Genomic DNA, 16398 nt, shown 5'->3' with positions numbered 1-16398 from the left:
TGGTCCGGGCACGGGCCGGTGCTCAGCGCGGCATCCGCGCCGCCAGCGCCTCCATTTTCCGCGCGGCCTGCTCGGGCGTCATCGAGAGGCCGAACAGCGCCTGCACCGTGTCCTTGTGCAGCTCGGCGAGTTGCGGCGGCAGTTCCTGGTCGTACCACAGCTGCACCGACGGCGCGCTCACGACCGTGCTCATCAGCCGCTGCAGCAGCGGATCGGCGAGCTGCAGTCCCTTGACCGGCACCATGCGGCTGTTGGCCAGCCGGGCCCGCACGGCTTCGTCGTCGACCATGGTCTTGATCAGCGCGTACGCGGCTTCGGGCGACTTGCAGGCGCGGGAGATGCTGTAGAAGTTGGTGCCCATCGAGCCGATGACGGCATCGCCCGCGCCCTTGCCGTTCGGCACGGTGGGAAAGGGAAAGAAGTCGACCTTCTTGCGGAACGCCGGGTTCTCGTTCTGGATGTTGCCGAGCTCCCAGCTGCCCATCAGCGTCATCGCGGCCTTGCCGGCATAGAGCAGGCGGCGCGAGGCGCCGGCGTCGTAGTCGAGCCCGTTGAAGCCCGGCGCGAAGGCACCCGCCTGCACCAGCTCCTGCAGGTAGCGGCCGGCCTCGACGAAGGCCGGCGCGGCGAAGCCCTCCCCGCCCGTGCGCGCCGCCGCCTTGCGAAAGGCATCGGGGCCGCCGATGCGGTCGACCAGGTACATGAAGTACATCGAGCCGGGCCACTTGGACTTGTTGGCCAGCGCGAAGGGCGCGATGCCCAGCCCCTTGAGCGTGCCCACCAGCGCCATCAGCTCGGGCCAGGTGCGCGGCGGCTTCAGGCCATGCCGGCGAAAGAGTTCGGTGTTGTAGAAGATGACCGCCGCCGAGGTCTCCTCGCCGGGCAGGCCATAGACCTTGCCGTCGACGGTGGTGGCGTCGAAGGCCCCGGGAAGAAAGCGCGCGCGGAAGGCCTCGTCGCGGGCCAGGTAGGGCGAGAGGTCGAGCACCTGCCCGGCCTTCACGTACTCGCGCAGCAGGCCGCCGCCCCAGTTGGCGAACACACACGGCGGCTGGTTGGCGCCGAAGGCGATCTTCAACTTGACCTTGTAGGCCTCGTTGGCGATCGGCGAGCGCTGCACCGTGTAGCCGGCATGGCTGTTCTCGAAGCGCTTGCCGGCGTCCTGCAGCACCCGCGAAACGCCCGGCTGGGTCTGGATGTCCCATGCCGTGATGGTCGGGGCGCCCTGCGCCGCGACATAGCCGAAGATGCAGCCGGCGGAAATGGCCCATCCGCCGGCGAAAGACCGAGGCTTCATTGCCGTGCCCACTCCTGAAGATTCAGACGTCATAACGATATTGTTAACGTTAATTATCTCAATACTGGTAAATACCATGTAATCCATAGCGAAACCGTGAATAACGTTACATAAGAGCGTTACCCGAACGTTATGATGCCCCGAGTACAACGCTTCAACCTCCAGGACATGGCGCGGACCACCATCACCTTGGCCGACATCGCGGCGGCAGCCGGCGTGTCGGTCATGACCGTTTCGCGGGCCATCAACAACCAGCCCGGCGTTTCGTCGCAGACCCGCGACGCCTTGCTCAAGGTCGCGTCCGAGCTCGGCTACGAGGGCCACCGGGCGGCCTTCAAGTCCGGTACGCGCCCCCGCGTCATCGGGCTGATCGCCACGCGCCTGAACCATCCCTTCGTTGCCGACATCGTCGGCAGCGTGGTCGAAACGGCAGCCGCCGCCGGCATCGAGGTCCTGGTCTATTCGCGCGGCCCGCACGAGCGGCCTCCCTCGGCCGAAGTGCTGCAGTTGCTGCGGCAGTCCACGGAAGGGCTGGTGGTCCTGCTGCCCTACCGGCTCGACCCGATGGCCGAGATGGCGGCGGAGCGCTTTCCAGTGGTGATGATCGACAGCCCCGGCGAGCCGGGCGAGCTGCCCTGCGTCGCGTCCGACAGCTACGGCGGCGCGCGCGCCGCGATGAAGCACCTGGCCGAACTCGGGCACCGCCGCATCGCCTTCGTCGCGGGCGCCGAGAAGTTCGAGTCGGCGCTCGAGCGGCGCCGTGCCTACGACGATGCGATCGCGGTGCACGGGCTCGAACGCGACCCGGCGCTGGTGGTGCCCGGCGAGTACGACTTCGAGGGCGGCCGCACCGCGGCGCGCCAGCTGCTCGCGCTGCCGCAACGTCCCAGCGCCGTGTTCGCCGCCAACGACCTGAGCGCCTTCGGCCTGATGGGCGTGTTCCAGGAGCATGGGCTGCGGATCCCCGAGGACGTCTCGGTGGTGGGCTTCGACGACGTCGCGGCCGCAGCCCAGGTGCATCCCGCGCTCACGACCGTGCGGCAGCCGCTGGCCGACATGGGCCGTGCCGCGGTCAGCACGCTGCTGGCGCAGATCGCGGGCGTCGACGCCGGCACCACGCGGGTCACGCTGCCCGCCGAACTGATCGTGCGCCGCTCCACCGCGGCACCGGCACGCTGAGAGAAGGAGTCCCGCATGACCTCGTCGACCACCGCCTCCCATCCGCACTACGACCGCCTGATCGCCACCGCGCGTGGCCTGCCGCCGCTGCGCGTGGCGGTGGTGCATCCGGCCAATGCCGTGTCGCTCGAGGCCGCGCTCGCCTCGGCCGCGCTGGGCCTGATCGCGCCCACGCTGGTGGGCCCGCGCGCGAAGATCGAAGCGGCAGCGCACGAGATCGGCATCGACCTCTCGGGCATTCCCATCGTCGATGCGCCGCACAGCCATGCCGCGGGCGACGCGGCCGTGGCAATGGCCTTGCGCGGCGAGGTCGATGCCTTGATGAAGGGCAGCCTGCACACCGACGAGCTGATGGGCGCCGTGGTGCGCCGCGAAGGCGGCCTGCGCACCTCGCGCCGCATCAGCCATTGCTTCGTGATGGACGTGCCCGGCCATGCGCAGCCGCTGGTCATCTCCGACGCGGCGATCAACATCGCACCCACGCTGGAGGAGAAGGTCGACATCGTGCAGAACGCGATCGACCTCGCGCATGCGCTGCTGATGCCGGCCGTGCGCGTGGCCATCCTCTCGGCCACCGAAACGGTCAACGCGAAGGTGCCCTCCACGCTCGACGCGGCCGTGCTCTGCAAGATGGCCGACCGCGGCCAGATCACGGGCGCGCAGCTCGACGGCCCGCTCGCGATGGACAACGCGATCGATGCCGAGGCCGCGCGCATCAAGGGCATCGTCTCGCCCGTGGCGGGCCGCGCCAACGTGCTGATCGTGCCCGACCTCGATGCCGGCAACATGCTCGCGAAGAGCCTCACCTTCCTCGGCGGCGCCTATGCGGCCGGCATCGTGCTCGGCACCAAGGTGCCCGTGATCCTCACGAGCCGCGCCGATTCGGAAGCGGCACGGCTGGCCTCCTGCGCCGTCGCGTCGATGCTCGCGAAGGCGGGGCGTGACCGGCTCATCAAGGCCGTGGGGTAGCCTTCGCCCCATGACCATTGCGCCCGAGTCGCCCGATCAGCCCGAGGTGATCGCCCTGATCGCCGAACTCGACGCTTATCAAGACACGCTCTACCCACCCGAAAGCCGGCACGCGCTCGACCTCGCGTCGCTGAAGCAAGCCAACGTGCTGTTCTTCGTCGCGCGACGACACGGGGCGGGCCATCGGTTGCGGCGCGGTGGTGCTCGACACCGCGCAGGGCGAGATCAAGCGCATGTACGTCGCACCCGGCTTCCGGGGCCGGGGCATCGCGCGCCAGTTGCTTCAGGCGCTGGAGTCCGCATCCATCGACGCAGGCTGCAAGCTGCTTCTGCTGGAGACGGGACCGTTTCAACCCGAGGCCCTCGCCCTCTATGCTTCGCTCGGCTACGAGCGCCGCGGCCCCTTCGGCAGCTACACCGACGACCCGCTCAGCGTGTTCATGCAGAAGACGCTCTCGAACCGCTGAGGCCCCCCCTCCACGCGCCAGGAGACACCCGATGAAGATCCGAGAAATCGCCAGCGGCCTGCAGTTTCCCGAAGGACCGATTGCCCTGCGCGATGGTTCGGTGCTGCTGGTGGAGATCGCGCGCGGCACGCTCACGCGCGTGCGGCCCGATGGCCTGGTGCAGGTGGTGGCCGATCTCGGCGGCGGTCCGAACGGTGCGGCGATCGGCCCCGACGGCGCGGTCTACGTCTGCAACAACGGCGGCTTCAAGTGGCACACCGAGGCCGACGGCAGCGTGCGGCCCGTGGGCCAGGCCGATGACTACTCGGGCGGTCGCATCGAGCGCGTGAACCTCTCGACCGGCCGCGCGGAGCGGCTCTACGACACGGTCGAGGGCGACGCGCTGTGCGGGCCCAACGACATCGTGTTCGATGCGCACGGCGGCTTCTACTTCACCGACCTCGGCAAGGTGCGCGAGCGCGACATGGACCGCGGCGGCCTGTTCTACGGCCATGCCGACGGCGCCGCCGCGCATGCCATCGCGCGGCCCGTGATGACGCCCAACGGCATCGCGCTGTCGCCCGATGGCCAGACGCTCTACTACGCCGAGACCGAGGGCGCGCGCGTCTGGGCCTTCGACATCGTGGCGCCGGGCCGCGTGCGCAAGGACGGCTGGCCCTCGCCGCATGGCGGGCGCATGCTCTGCGCCTCGCCGGGCGGGCACTACCAGCGCTTCGATTCGATGGCGGTCGATGCACTCGGCAATCTCTGCGTGGCGACGCTGCTGCATGGCGGCATCAGCATCGTGGCGCCCGACGGCGGCCAGGTCGAGCACCTGCCGCTGCCCGACCGCTACACCACCAACATCTGCTTCGGCGGCCCCGGCCTGCGCACCGCCTTCGTCACGCTGTCGGGCAGCGGGCGGCTGATCGCGATCGACGACTGGCCCACGCCCGGGCTGGCGTTGAACCACGAGGCCTGAAGTCCGCGCGCGGTGCGCGCCACGCAAGCACATTCCCACCGCTCGCGCTTGTACCGAGTTGCTGTTGTCGCGCCCGCGTCAGCACAGCATCTCGGTACAAGCGTGCGCGCACCTGCGTTCCTACGATGCCAGCTCACTCAACAACCAGGTGTGGAGACATGAAACGTCAGGACAGAGGTACGGGGATGAAGTGGTTCATGGCCCTCGCATTGAGCGCGGGGCTGGTGGCATGCGGCGGCGGTGGTGGCGGCGGCAGCGGATTCATTCCGCTGCCCCCCGCATCGGGCGGCAATGGCGGCGACCCGCCCGCGGCGGATGCGAACGCCTATGCCGATCCGATCCAGACCGCATCGGGCAAGGTGTCGGGCAGCACGGTCGGCGAAGGCGACACGCAGGTGCATCAGTACAAGGGCATCCCCTACGGCGCGCCGCCGGTCGGCAACCTGCGCTGGAAACCGCCGCACCCGCCGGCCGCGTGGGACGGTGTCTATGCCGCCACCAGCTACAGCAAGATGGCGCCGCAGCCCTTCCCCGCCTCGCCCGTCTACGACGCCGTGCCCGAGTCGGGCATGGGCGAGGACGTGCTGCGCCTCAACATCACGACGCCCGCGAAGAAGAAGGGCGAGAAGCTGCCGGTGATGGTGCTGTTCCATGGCGGCGGTCTCACCACCGGATCGGTGAACCGCGCGAGCGACAACCTGCCGAACCTGCCCAACCACGGCGTGGTGTCGGTCACGGTGCAGCACCGCATCGGCGCGCTCGGCTACATGGCGCATCCGGCGCTCACGGCCGAGTCCGCCAACAAGTCCTCGGGCAACTACGGCCAGCTCGACCTGGTCGCGGCGCTCAAGTGGGTGCAGGCGAACATCGAGGGCTTCGGCGGCGATCCGGGCAACGTCACCATCTGGGGCCACTCGGGCGGCGGCATGAAGACCAACTGGCTCGTGGCCTCGCCGCTGGCCAAGGGGCTGTTCCACCGCGCCATTGCCGAAGCCGGCTGGACCACCGCCGGCACGCCGCTCGCGCAGACCGAGCAGTACGGCGTAAAGCTGATGGCCAAGGTGGGCGCGGCCGACATCGACGCGCTGCGCAAGAAGCCGTGGCAGGACATCGTCGCGGCCTCGTTCGCGAGCGGCAGCGGCTACACCACGGCCTTCACGGTCGACGACTGGTCGCTGCCCGACACCATCGGCAACCTGATCCTCGACAACAAGCACAGCGACGTGCCCTTCATGGTGGGCAACGGCGGCGCCGAGATCACTGCCGCCAACCCGCTGCGCGGCAACTTCCTCAAGCAGATGGTGAAGGTGCAGAAGTCGCCGATCTACACCTACATCTTCACGCACGTACCGGTGAACTGGGCCAATGCGGGCGTGGCGGCCTATCACGGGCTCGAGGTGTCCTACCAGTACGGCTCGCTCGCCACCGTGGGGCGCATCTACGGCACCTCGCTGCTGCCCGCGAGCCCCGACATTCCGGCCGACCCGGGCGTGAGCGATCGCGACTACAAGCTCAGCGACGAAGTGATGAGCATGTGGACCCGCTTCGCGACCACGGGCGATCCCAACGTCGCCAAGGTCGGCGTGACCTGGCCGAAGTACGACGATGCCGACCAGTACCTCGACATCGGCATCCCCTCGATCGTGAAGACCGGCTTCTCGACCGTGACGACGAAACAGATGCCGCGCTGAGCGCGCCGCCATGAAGAAAGCCGCCGCGAGGTTCGTCCCGCGGCGGCTTTTTCATTGGGCAGGTTCAGGAGAAGAACTTCACCGACTCGCGGTCGCGCGAGTACGACGGGCTCTGCCCGTACCAGTGCCGGTAGAAGTGCGAGAGATGCGCCGAGTCGCTCAGGCCCGCCTCGTGCGCGATGTCGGTGAGCGAGCGGCCCGAGTACAGCAGCTTGCACACGCGCACCTGCTTGCGCCAGGCCTGGTAGGCGCGAAACGACAGCCCGAGCGAATCGGAGATCAGGTGCGACATGCGGTGCGGCGAGAGCTCGAAGGCGCGCGCGAGCTCGACCAGCGTGGCCTCGGGCTCCTCGTCGAGGTAGCGCAGCACCTGCAGCACGCGCGTGTCGATGCGCTGCGCGCGCGGCAGCTGCTCGACCGCCATCGTGACCAGGTCGCGAAAGATCTCCTCGGCCTGCGCGGGCTTGCGCGCGCCCTCGTGCATGCCGGCGAGAAAGCCGTCGAAGGGCTTGAAGGCCTTGCGCTCGAGCACGTGCGCGCCCGGCGGCACGATGCTGCTGAAGGCGCTGAAAAAGGGCGAGGACGGCGGCAGGTTGATGCTCACGAGGCCCGCGTTCGACATGCTCAGCGTGCGCACCGTCTGCGGCGCCACCGCGATCGCACCGCCCACGAACTGCCGCCGCGGCGTGCGCAGCGTGAGCGGCGTGCCGTCGACGGAGAACAGCAGCACCGCATGGGGCCTGGAGGTGGCGGGGAAGTCGTCCTTGCGCGAGGCGTAGACGTAGGAATTCGCACTGAAGAAATACAGGTGGTCGGTCATCGGAGGGGGCAACCTGTCGTTCGGAAGGCAACGCGTGTTTTTGCATCACCACCCGGCATCCGGCCAGCGTGCTAACCCCTAGCGGCTTCGACGACGGGCATCGGTCCTACGACACCACCTGGTAGTACAGGTTCTGCGGATGCTGCGCCTGCGCGAAGAAGAACCAGCGCTCGGCCAGCAGCCCCGGCGCCTGCACCAGCACCGCGAGCAGCCAGGGCAGCGCGGCCGCGCTCGCGAGGCCCCAGGCCAGCAGCAGCGCGGGCAGCGCGAAGGCCAGCAGCAGGAAGCCCAGCTTGACCTGGCGCAGCGCGAGCTGCGAGGCGCCATGGAAGAACTCGCGCGTGTTGAACGAGCCCGCCGACATGCCCATCGACTTCTGCACCAGCTTGTGCGTGCGGATACCGGTGGCCGACTGCAAGGTGGAGCGCGGGCGCAGCCGCGCATTGCGGCGCAGCGTGACCGCGCGCACGGCCCAGGCCACGAGCGTGAAGGCCAGCGCCCATGGGCCGAAGGCCTGCACGAAGCGCGCCTCGCCGGCCCCCGCAGCGAGCGCGCAGGCCAGCACCAGGCCCGACGACAGCCCGATCAGCATGAAGTTGGCGATGGTCAGCGGATGCGCCCACTCCTGGATGAAGCGCAGGCAGGCGTAGATCATCGCGGTGCAGTACCAGAGCGCGACAGCGCCCAACAGCACCAGCACGGGCAGCAGCACCGACCACGGCGTCGCGACCTCGAGCCGCAGCGCGAGCCACCACAGCGCGACCAGCGCGATGAAGGCCGGCAGCACGATCACCTCGCGCGACATCCACGAGGTGCGCCACATCAGCACCGCGCGCCAGGCGCGCGTCTTGCGGCCCAGGTGCATGAACGAGGCCGCGAGGCCCGCGACCAGCAGCAGCTCGGCCAGCGCCAGCGCGCTGCCGATAAAGCCCGGCGACAGCCCGAGGCCGAACAGCACGGCCAGCGCGAGCGCGGCCACCAGGCCCTGCGCGGCGCCGGCCAGCGTGGTGAAGAAGAGGATCGAGAAGGCGGGATGCATGCGCGCTACTCCGGCGTGCCCTGCGCGGGCGCCGCCATGTTGCGGCGCGGCAGGTAGCGGTTGGCGGGGTTGGTCTCCCACTCGGGCATCAGCGGATAGCCGCCGCGCTCGCGGATCGCGCGCGAGACCTCGGAGTCGGGGTCCTTCACGTCGCCGAACAGGCGCGCGCCGGTGGGGCAGGCCTTCACGCAGGCGGGCTTGCGGTCTTCCTTGGGCAGCTGCTCGTCGTAGATGCGGTCGACGCACAGCGTGCACTTGGTCATGACCTGGCGCTCCTCGTCGAGCTCGCGCGCGCCGTAGGGACAGGCCCAGGCGCAGTACTTGCAGCCGATGCACTTGTCGTAGTCGACCAGCACGATGCCGTCTTCCTTGCGCTTGTAGCTCGCGCCGGTCGGACAGACCGGCACGCAGGGCGGGTCCTCGCAGTGCAGGCAGCTCTTGGGGAAGTGCACGGTGTCGGTGTTCGGGAACGAACCGGCCTCGTAGGTCTGCACGCGGTTGAAGAAGGTGCCCGTGGGGTTCGCGCCATAGGGCTCGAAGTCCGCGAGCGGGCCCGCGCTGCCCGAGGTGTTCCACTGCTTGCACGAGGTCACGCAGGCATGGCAGCCGACGCAGACGTTGAGGTCGATCACGAGGGCGAGTTGCTTGGCGAGGGTTTCGCCGGGCTCGGCGCGCTGGCTCATCGGACTCCCTCCCCCTCTGGGGGAGGGTCGGGGTGGGGGCACGACAGCCTTCGCAGAAGCAATGCGCCCGATGGCATCGCCGCTGCCCCCACCCCCGCCCTCCCCCAGAGGGGGAGGGAGAAAGGCGCCAGCGGCTTCCGCCACGGGCTGGGGCTGGGCGGCGCTCGCCAGCAAGTCCTTCAACCACTGCATCATTTCCGCCCCCTCCCCGCAAAGTACGTCAACACCTGCGCCGCCTTGCCCAGCACCCCGGGCGCGCTCGGCATGCTCGCGAACTGCGGATAGCTTTCCTCGGGCTCGCCCGGCTCGGCCGGCCGGATGCGCACGCGCACGTCGTACCAGCCGGCCTGCCCCGTGATCGGATCCGAATTGCTGATGCGCCCGCTGGCCGTGCCCGCGCACGGCAGCTCCTCGCTGATCAGGTGGTTGAGCAGGAAGCCCTTGCGCGCCTCGTCGGCACCCGGTGCGAGCTGCCACGCGCCGTCGGCCTTGCCGATGGCATTCCAGGTCCACACGGTGCCGGGCTCCACCGCCTCGCTGTAGCGCAGCATGCAGCGCACCTTGCCCCACTGGCTCTCGACCCAGCACCAGCCGCCATCGGCAATGCCCGCGGCTTCGGCCGTCACGGGATTCACGTGCAGGTAGTTGTGGCTGTGGATCTGCCGCAGCCACGCGTTCTGCGAATCCCACGAGTGGTACATCGCCATCGGCCGCTGCGTGAGCGCGTTGAGCGGATAGGCCGCGGTGTCGGTCGCGGCCTCCTCGAGCGGCGCATACCAGAAGGGCAGCGGATCGAAGTAGGTGGCGATGCGCTCGCGCAAACCCTCGGGCGGCTGGCGGCCCGCGCTCTTGCCCTGCGCGGCGAGGCGGAAGCTCTGCAGCGTGTCGGAATAGAGCGCGAGCTGCACCGGGTCGTTGCGCTGGCGCCAGCCCTTGTCCTTCGCGAAGTCGAGGTACTCGCGGTTCCAGTTGCGCATGTAGTGCATGGTCTCGGGCATGTGGTACTGGAACACGCAGTTGTTCTGCGCATAGGCCTCCCACTGCTTGGGATTGGGCTCGCCGCGCAGGTGCTCGGTGCCGTCCTTGCCGCGCCAGCCCATCAAAAAGCCGATGCCCGGCTGCGGCTGGAAATTGACGACGAAGTCGGGATAGTCGGCGTACTTGCGGCCACCCTCGGCCGTGGTGAAGGCCGGAAACTTGAGCCGCGAGGCCAGCTCGATCAGCACCTCCTGGAAGGGCTTGCACTGCCCCGTGGGCGGCACCACCGGGATGCGCACCGAATCGACCGGCCCGTCGAACTCCGAGATCGGCCGGTCGAGCATGCTCATCGCATCGTGGCGCTCGAGGTAGGTGGTGTCGGGCAGCACCAGGTCGGCGAAGGCCACGGTCTCGCTCTGGAAGGCATCGCACACCACCAGGAACGGGATCATGTACTCGCCCTGGTCGTCCTTGCGGTTGAGCATCTCGCGCACGGCCATCGTGTTCATGCTCGAGTTCCAGGCCATGTTGGCCATGAAGATCAGCAAGGTGTCGATGCGGTAGGGATCGCCCTTCACCGCGTTGGTGATGACGTTGTGCATCAGCCCGTGGGCCGACAGCGGATGCTCCCACGAGAAGGCATGGTCGATGCGGATCGGCGAGCCGTCGGGGTTGATCGCGAGCTCGTCGGGGCTGGCCGGGAAGCCCAGCGGCGCCGCATTGAGCGGCGTGTTGGGCTGGATCATGCCGGGGTCGTTGAAGGCCCGGTAGTTGGGCACGATGTGGCGCGGGTACGGCGCCTTGTGGCGAAAGCCGCCGGGTGCGTCGATGGTGCCGAGCACGCTCATCAGGATCGCGAGCGCGCGTACGGTCTGGAAGCCGTTCGAATGCGCGGCCAGCCCGCGCATCGCATGGAAGGCCACGGGCCGCGCCTGCGTGGTGGCGTGCCGCTTGCCCCAGGCATCGGTCCAGGCGATCGGCAGCTCGAAGGCCTGGCGCAGCGCGGTCTCGCCCATCTCGCGCGCCAGCTTTCGGATGCGCGCGGCATCGATGCCCGTGATGGCCTGCGCCCATTCGGGCGTGCAGCTCGCCACGCGCTCGCGCAGCAGCTGGAACGAGGGCGCCACCCGCGTGCCGTCGGCCAGCGTGTAGTGGCCCTCGAGCGCGGGGTCGCAGCCGTCGGCGATGCCTTCGGGATAGGCGGGCTTCACCGTGCCGCTGGCCTTGTCCCACACCAGCTTGTTGTGCGGGTTGCGGCCGTCGCCGGGCGGGCCGCGCTCGGGATCGAAGGCGAACAGGCCCTCGCGCTCGCAGTCGTCGAGCACCACCAGCTGCGGCGCGTTGGTGAAGCGCTTGAGGAAGGCATGGTCGATCAGCTCGCTTGCGATCAGCTCGTGCAGCAGCGCCATCAGCAGCGCGCCGTCGGTGCCGGGCTTGATCGGGATCCATTCGTCGGCGATGGCCGAGTAGCCGGTGCGCACCGGGTTGATCGAGATGAAGCGCCCGCCATCGCGCTTGAACTTGCTGATGGCGATCTTCATCGGGTTGCTGTGGTGGTCCTCGGCGGTGCCGATCATCACGAACAGCTTGGCGCGCTCGAGGTCGGGGCCGCCGAACTCCCAGAAGCTGCCGCCGATGGTGTAGATCATGCCCGCGGCCATGTTGACCGAGCAGAAGCCGCCATGCGCCGCGTAGTTGGGCGTGCCGAACTGGCGCGCGAACAGGCCGGTGAGCGCCTGCATCTGGTCGCGGCCCGTGAACAGCGCGAACTTCTTCGGATCGGTGGCGCGGATCTTCGCGAGCCGCTCGGTCAGGATCTCGAAGGCACGGTCCCAGCCGATCGGCTCGAACTCGCCGGCGCCGCGCTCGCTGCCGGGCTTGCGCAGCAGCGGCTGCGTGAGCCGCGCGGGCGACACCTGCTTCATGATCCCCGAGGAGCCCTTGGCGCAGATCACGCCCTTGTTGAGCGGATGGTCGGGGTTGCCGTCGATGTAGCGCACCTCGGGCCCGTTCTCGCCCTCTCGCAGGTGCACGCGGATGCCGCAGCGGCAGGCGCACATGTAGCAGGTGGTGGTCTTGACCTCGGTCTGGTCGGTGGGCGTGGGCGCCGCCAGCGGATCGTGCACGGGCTCGCGGGACAGGAAACTGAACACTGGCGGTCCTTTGTTTTCAAGCGTGGCCCGGCCGATGGTAGGCAGCATCGATCGAACGGAAAAGCGCAGAATATTGCTCACGATGACCGGAAAATCAGATCAGCAGAATTCGACCCGCCTGCGCCTCAACCTGCGCCAGCTCGAGGTCTTCGTGGCCACCGCGCGCGGCGGCAGCACGCGCGCCGCGGCCGACCGCATCGCGCGCTCCCAGTCGGCCGCCAGCAGCGCGCTGGCCGACCTCGAGGGCTCGGTCGGCGCCCTGCTGTTCGACCGCATCGGCCGCCGGCTGGTGCTCAACGAGAACGGCCGCGCGCTGCTGCCCAAGGCCCAGGCGCTGCTCGACCAGGCCGCGGAGGTGCAGGCCCTGTTCAGCGGCGAGCATGCGGCGCCGCTGCGCGTGGCGGCCAGCTTCACCATCGGCGAATACCTGCTGCCCGAGCGCGTGTCGGCCTGGACCGCGCTGCATCCGCAGAGCCAGGTGCACCTGCACATCGCCAACACGCGCGACGTGATCGACGCGGTGGCGGGCTTCGACGTCGACGTCGGCTTCATCGAGGGGCCGCAGACGCACCCCGACCTGGTGGTGCGCGCCTGGCGCACCGACGAGCTCGTGATCGTGGCCGCGCCCGGCCATGCGCTGGCCGACCGGGTCGCCACGCACCGGCAGCTGTCGCAGGCCACCTGGGTGCTGCGCGAGCATGGCTCGGGCACGCGCCAGGTCACCGATGCCTGGCTGATCCAGAACCTCGAGCAGGTGCAGGTGGGTTTCGAGCTCGGCAGCACCGAGGCCATCAAGCGCGTGGTGGCCTCGGGCACGGGGCTGGCGTGCCTCTCGCGCTACACGGTGGCGCAGGCGCTGGAGGACGGGCACCTGGTCGAGCTGCGCACGAAACTGCCCGCGGGCACGCGGCGGCTCGCGACCGTGATGCACCGCGACAAGCTGCTGGGCCGCGCGACCGCGGACTTCCTGCGCCATTGCGGCGCGAGCGTGCCGCGCGGGGCGGTGGCGCCGCTGCCGGGTTAGGCGAGCACGCGCGCCGTGTGGCGCGCGATCACCGCTTCCTCGTCGGTGCGCAGCACCCACGCACTGATGCGACTGCTACCGGTCGAGATCCGCGCCTGCCCACCGGCATTGGCAGCGGCATCGAGTTCCACGCCCATCCACGTGCAGTCCTCGAGCACCCGCGCGCGCAGCGCGGCACCGTTCTCGCCGATGCCGCCCGTGAACACGATCGCATCGACGCCGCGCAGGGCCGCCGCGAGGCTGCCCATGTGCTGCACCACCTGCTCGACGAAATGGTCGATGGCCTCGGCGGCCGCGGGTTCGTCCGATGCCTCCAGCGCGCGCATGTCGCTCGACACGCCCGAGAGCCCGAGCAGGCCCGATTCGCGGAACAGCAGCTTCTCGACCGCATCGGCCGACATGCCGCGCGAGCGCATCAGGTAGAGCACCACGGCGGCATCGAGCCGGCCGCAGCGCGTGCCCATGGTGAGACCGTCGAGCGGCGAGAAGCTCATGGTGGTGGCGACCGAGCACCCCTGCGCGATGGCGCACATCGAGGCGCCGTTGCCCAGGTGCGCGACGATCACGCGGCCGTTCGCGGCCTCGGGCGCCTGCCGCGCGAGCTGGTGCGCGATCGATTCGTACGAGAGCCCGTGGAAGCCGTAGCGCCGCACGCCCGCGTCGTGCAGGTCGCGCGGCAGCGCGAAGCGGCGGTTGAGTTCGGGCTGCACCGCGTGGAAGGCGGTGTCGAAGCAGGCCACCTGCGGCACGCCGGCAAAGGCCTGCATCGCGGCGCGCACGCCCGCGAGGTTGTGCGGCTGGTGCAGCGGCGCGAGCGGTTCGAGCGCGGCCAGGTCCTCGAGCACGGCGTCGTCGATGCGCACCGGCGCCACGAAGTCCATGCCGCCATGCACGATGCGATGGCCCACGCCCGCGATGCGGCCGGCGCCGCCCTGCTGCGCATGCCAGTCGAGCAGCGCGGCCAGCGCGCCGCGGTGCGAGCGCGCATCGCCCTCGAGCTTCGCGTCGTGCAGGGTGCGCCCCTGTGCATCGCGGATGCGCAGCCGTGCATCGAGGCCCGCGCCCAGGCCATCGGCCTGGCCCGACCAGTGCGCGGCGGGCAATGCGCCGTCGGCACCGGCGGCGTCGAACAGCGCGACCTTGATCGACGACGAGCCCGCGTTGAGCGTCAGCAGCTGGTCGGTCATGCGCGGCGCCGCCCGATCAGACGTAGTCCTTGTACTTGTCGAGGAAGCGCACCGGCTTCGACAGCGCATCGCGGCGGAACGGATCGCCAAGCTCGCGCGTGCACATGATCTCGATCACGCAGGTCTTGCGCTGGTTCATCTGCAGGTCGATGGCCTTCTTGAGCGCCGGGCCCACGTCCTCGAGCCGGTCGACCACGATGCCCTCGGCGCCCATGGCCTTGGCGATGCCCGCGAAGCTCTCGCTCTCGAGCTCGCCGGCGACGAAGCGGCGGTTGTAGAAGTCGACCTGGTTCTTCTTCTCGGCGCCCCACTGGCGGTTGTGGAACACGACCGCGGTCACGGGAATGTCGTGCCGCACGGCGGTCATGATCTCGACCATGCTCATGCCCCAGGCGCCGTCGCCCGCATAGGCCACGGCCGGGCGGTCGGGCGCGGCGCACTTGGCGCCGATCATGGTGGGCAGCGAGTAGCCGCAGTTGCCGAAGCTCATCGGCGCGAAGAAGGAGCGCGGCTCCTCGAAGCGCAGGTAGCTGTTCGACACCGCATTGATGTTGCCGATGTCGGTCGAGACCATCACGCGCGGCGGCATCGCCTTCTCGAGCTCGCGCAGCACCTGGCGCGGATGCAGGTAGGTGCCGCCGGTGGGCGTCTTCTCGCCCTTGGCTTCCTCGATGACGTCGAGGCTGAACTGGTCGCGCTCGTGGGTCCAGGCGTCGAGCTCCTTCTCCCAGGCCTCCTTCTCGGCCTTGATCTTCGCGGCGCGCTCGGCCTTGGTGGCGTCGCAGGCCAGGGTCTTGGCCGCGAGGCGCTCGAGCAGGGCCTTGGCCGTGGCCTTGGCGTCGCCGTGGATGCCGACGGTGATCTTCTTCACCAGGCCCAGGTTGGTGTGGTCGGCCTCGACCTGGATGATCTTCGCCTCCTTGGGCCAGTAGTCCATGCCGTGCTGCGGCAGCGTGCCGAAGGGGCCCATGCGCGAGCCGAGCGCGAGCACCACGTCGGCCTGCGCGATCAGCTTCATCGCGGCCTTGCTGCCCTGGTAGCCCAGCGGGCCGGCCCACAGCGGATGGCTCGCGGGGAAGGAGTCGTTGCGCAGGTAGCCGTTGGCCACCGGCGCGCCCAGGCGCTCGGCGAGTGCCTTGCACTCTTCCACGGCGTCGCCCATGACCACGCCGCCGCCCGAGAGGATGACGGGGAATTTCGCGGTGGCCAGCAGCTCGACCGCGGCGTTGAGGCTGTTCTCGCCGCCGGCGCCGCGCTCCACGCGCATCGGCTTCGGGATCTCGGTCGTGATCTCGCCGTAGAAGTAGTCGCGCGGGATGTTGAGCTGGGTCGGGCCCATCTCGGAGATGGCGCGGTCGAAGCAGCGCGCGGTGTACTCGGCCATGCGCTTGGGGTTGTTCACGTGGCCCTGGTACTTGGTGAACTCCTGGAACATCGGCAGCTGGTTGGCCTCCTGGAAGCCGCCCAGGCCCATGCCCATGGTGCCGGTCTCGGGCGTGATCATCACCACCGGGCTGTGCGCCCAGTAGGCGGCCGCGATCGCGGTCACGCAGTTGCTGATGCCGGGGCCGTTCTGGCCGATCACCACGCCGTGGCGGCCCGACACGCGCGCATAGCCGTCGGCCATGTGGGCCGCGCCCTGCTCGTGCACCACGGGCACGAGGCGGATGCCGGCGGGCGCGAAGATGTCCATCGCGTCCATGAAGGCCGAGCCCATGATGCCGAAGATGTCGGTCACGCCGTTGGCGACCATGGTCTCGACGAAGGCCTCGGAGGGCGTCATCTTCTGCACGCCGGTGACGGCTTCGCGGGTGGGTTGCTTGCTCATGGGTCGGTGTCTCCTGCGGATGAAGGGCTGGACGGCGGACTGCAAAAAGCCGGAACGGGAAGTTCCGTATTTCGGGGTTGGCGATTCGGGCGGACTATAGGACGGGTGCAGTGCCGCGTCAA

The 16398-nt window shown here is 69.4% G+C and carries 13 protein-coding genes; 6 read left to right on the top strand and 7 right to left on the bottom strand.

Annotated features, from left to right (window positions below):
- Positions 1–22: 22 nt before the first annotated feature.
- Positions 23–1297, bottom strand: coding sequence for an extracellular solute-binding protein (locus AC07PU_RS32250; protein WP_093340276.1), 1275 nt, complete (start codon positions 1295–1297; stop codon positions 23–25).
- A 135-nt stretch (positions 1298–1432) separates the two neighbouring features.
- On the opposite strand from AC07PU_RS32250, the gene AC07PU_RS32245 reads away from it, so the two are divergent.
- The 5 genes from AC07PU_RS32245 (at position 1433) to AC07PU_RS32225 (ending at position 6564) form a co-directional block, all read left to right on the top strand.
- A complete protein-coding gene (locus AC07PU_RS32245) occupies positions 1433–2476 on the top strand; it encodes a LacI family DNA-binding transcriptional regulator (protein WP_495322396.1) in 1044 nt (347 codons plus the stop codon).
- Positions 2477–2491: 15 nt separating this feature from the next.
- Positions 2492–3445, top strand: coding sequence for a phosphate acetyltransferase (locus tag AC07PU_RS32240; RefSeq protein ID WP_495322395.1), 954 nt, complete (start codon positions 2492–2494; stop codon positions 3443–3445).
- A 197-nt stretch (positions 3446–3642) separates the two neighbouring features.
- Positions 3643–3912: a GNAT family N-acetyltransferase gene (locus tag AC07PU_RS32235; RefSeq protein ID WP_495322394.1), complete on the top strand. Its 270-nt coding sequence runs from the start codon at positions 3643–3645 to the stop codon at positions 3910–3912.
- 31 nt (positions 3913–3943) lie between these two features.
- Positions 3944–4873: an SMP-30/gluconolactonase/LRE family protein gene (locus AC07PU_RS32230; protein ID WP_495322393.1), complete on the top strand. Its 930-nt coding sequence runs from the start codon at positions 3944–3946 to the stop codon at positions 4871–4873.
- A 197-nt stretch (positions 4874–5070) separates the two neighbouring features.
- Complete coding sequence (locus AC07PU_RS32225) at positions 5071–6564, top strand: carboxylesterase/lipase family protein (protein ID WP_495322392.1); 1494 nt, start codon at positions 5071–5073, stop codon at positions 6562–6564.
- A gap of 64 nt (positions 6565–6628) precedes the next feature.
- Here the strand turns inward: AC07PU_RS32225 and AC07PU_RS32220 are convergent, their stop codons facing one another.
- From AC07PU_RS32220 to AC07PU_RS32205, 4 genes are all read right to left on the bottom strand, one after another.
- Positions 6629–7384, bottom strand: a complete 756-nt coding sequence (locus tag AC07PU_RS32220) for a helix-turn-helix domain-containing protein (protein ID WP_431509972.1) — start codon at positions 7382–7384, stop codon at positions 6629–6631.
- A gap of 106 nt (positions 7385–7490) precedes the next feature.
- Positions 7491–8423, bottom strand: a complete 933-nt coding sequence (locus AC07PU_RS32215; protein ID WP_495322391.1) for a dimethyl sulfoxide reductase anchor subunit family protein — start codon at positions 8421–8423, stop codon at positions 7491–7493.
- A 5-nt stretch (positions 8424–8428) separates the two neighbouring features.
- Positions 8429–9106, bottom strand: a complete 678-nt coding sequence (locus AC07PU_RS32210; protein WP_495322390.1) for a 4Fe-4S dicluster domain-containing protein — start codon at positions 9104–9106, stop codon at positions 8429–8431.
- A 191-nt stretch (positions 9107–9297) separates the two neighbouring features.
- Positions 9298–12237, bottom strand: coding sequence for a molybdopterin oxidoreductase family protein (locus tag AC07PU_RS32205; RefSeq protein ID WP_495322389.1), 2940 nt, complete (start codon positions 12235–12237; stop codon positions 9298–9300).
- 82 nt (positions 12238–12319) lie between these two features.
- Here AC07PU_RS32205 and AC07PU_RS32200 point away from each other — a divergent pair, with 82 nt between their 5' ends.
- A complete protein-coding gene (locus AC07PU_RS32200) occupies positions 12320–13261 on the top strand; it encodes a LysR family transcriptional regulator (protein ID WP_093340290.1) in 942 nt (313 codons plus the stop codon).
- Here AC07PU_RS32200 and AC07PU_RS32195 read toward each other — a convergent pair.
- Both AC07PU_RS32195 and xsc read right to left on the bottom strand, forming a co-directional pair.
- Positions 13258–14448 carry an acetate/propionate family kinase gene (locus AC07PU_RS32195; RefSeq protein ID WP_495322388.1) on the bottom strand — a complete coding sequence of 397 codons (1191 nt, stop codon included), beginning with the start codon at positions 14446–14448 and terminating at the stop codon, positions 13258–13260. The two genes, AC07PU_RS32200 and AC07PU_RS32195, sit on opposite strands and share 4 nt — an antisense overlap.
- 16 nt (positions 14449–14464) lie before the next feature.
- Positions 14465–16276: a sulfoacetaldehyde acetyltransferase gene (gene xsc / locus AC07PU_RS32190; RefSeq protein ID WP_057597042.1), complete on the bottom strand. Its 1812-nt coding sequence runs from the start codon at positions 16274–16276 to the stop codon at positions 14465–14467.
- Between the last annotated feature and the right edge of the window lie 122 nt (positions 16277–16398).

The sequence above is a fragment of the Variovorax sp. GW821-FHT10D07 genome, from assembly GCF_059415325.1.
Note: the sequence above shows the minus strand (reverse complement) of the source record. Positions and strands in the feature narration are given on the sequence as shown.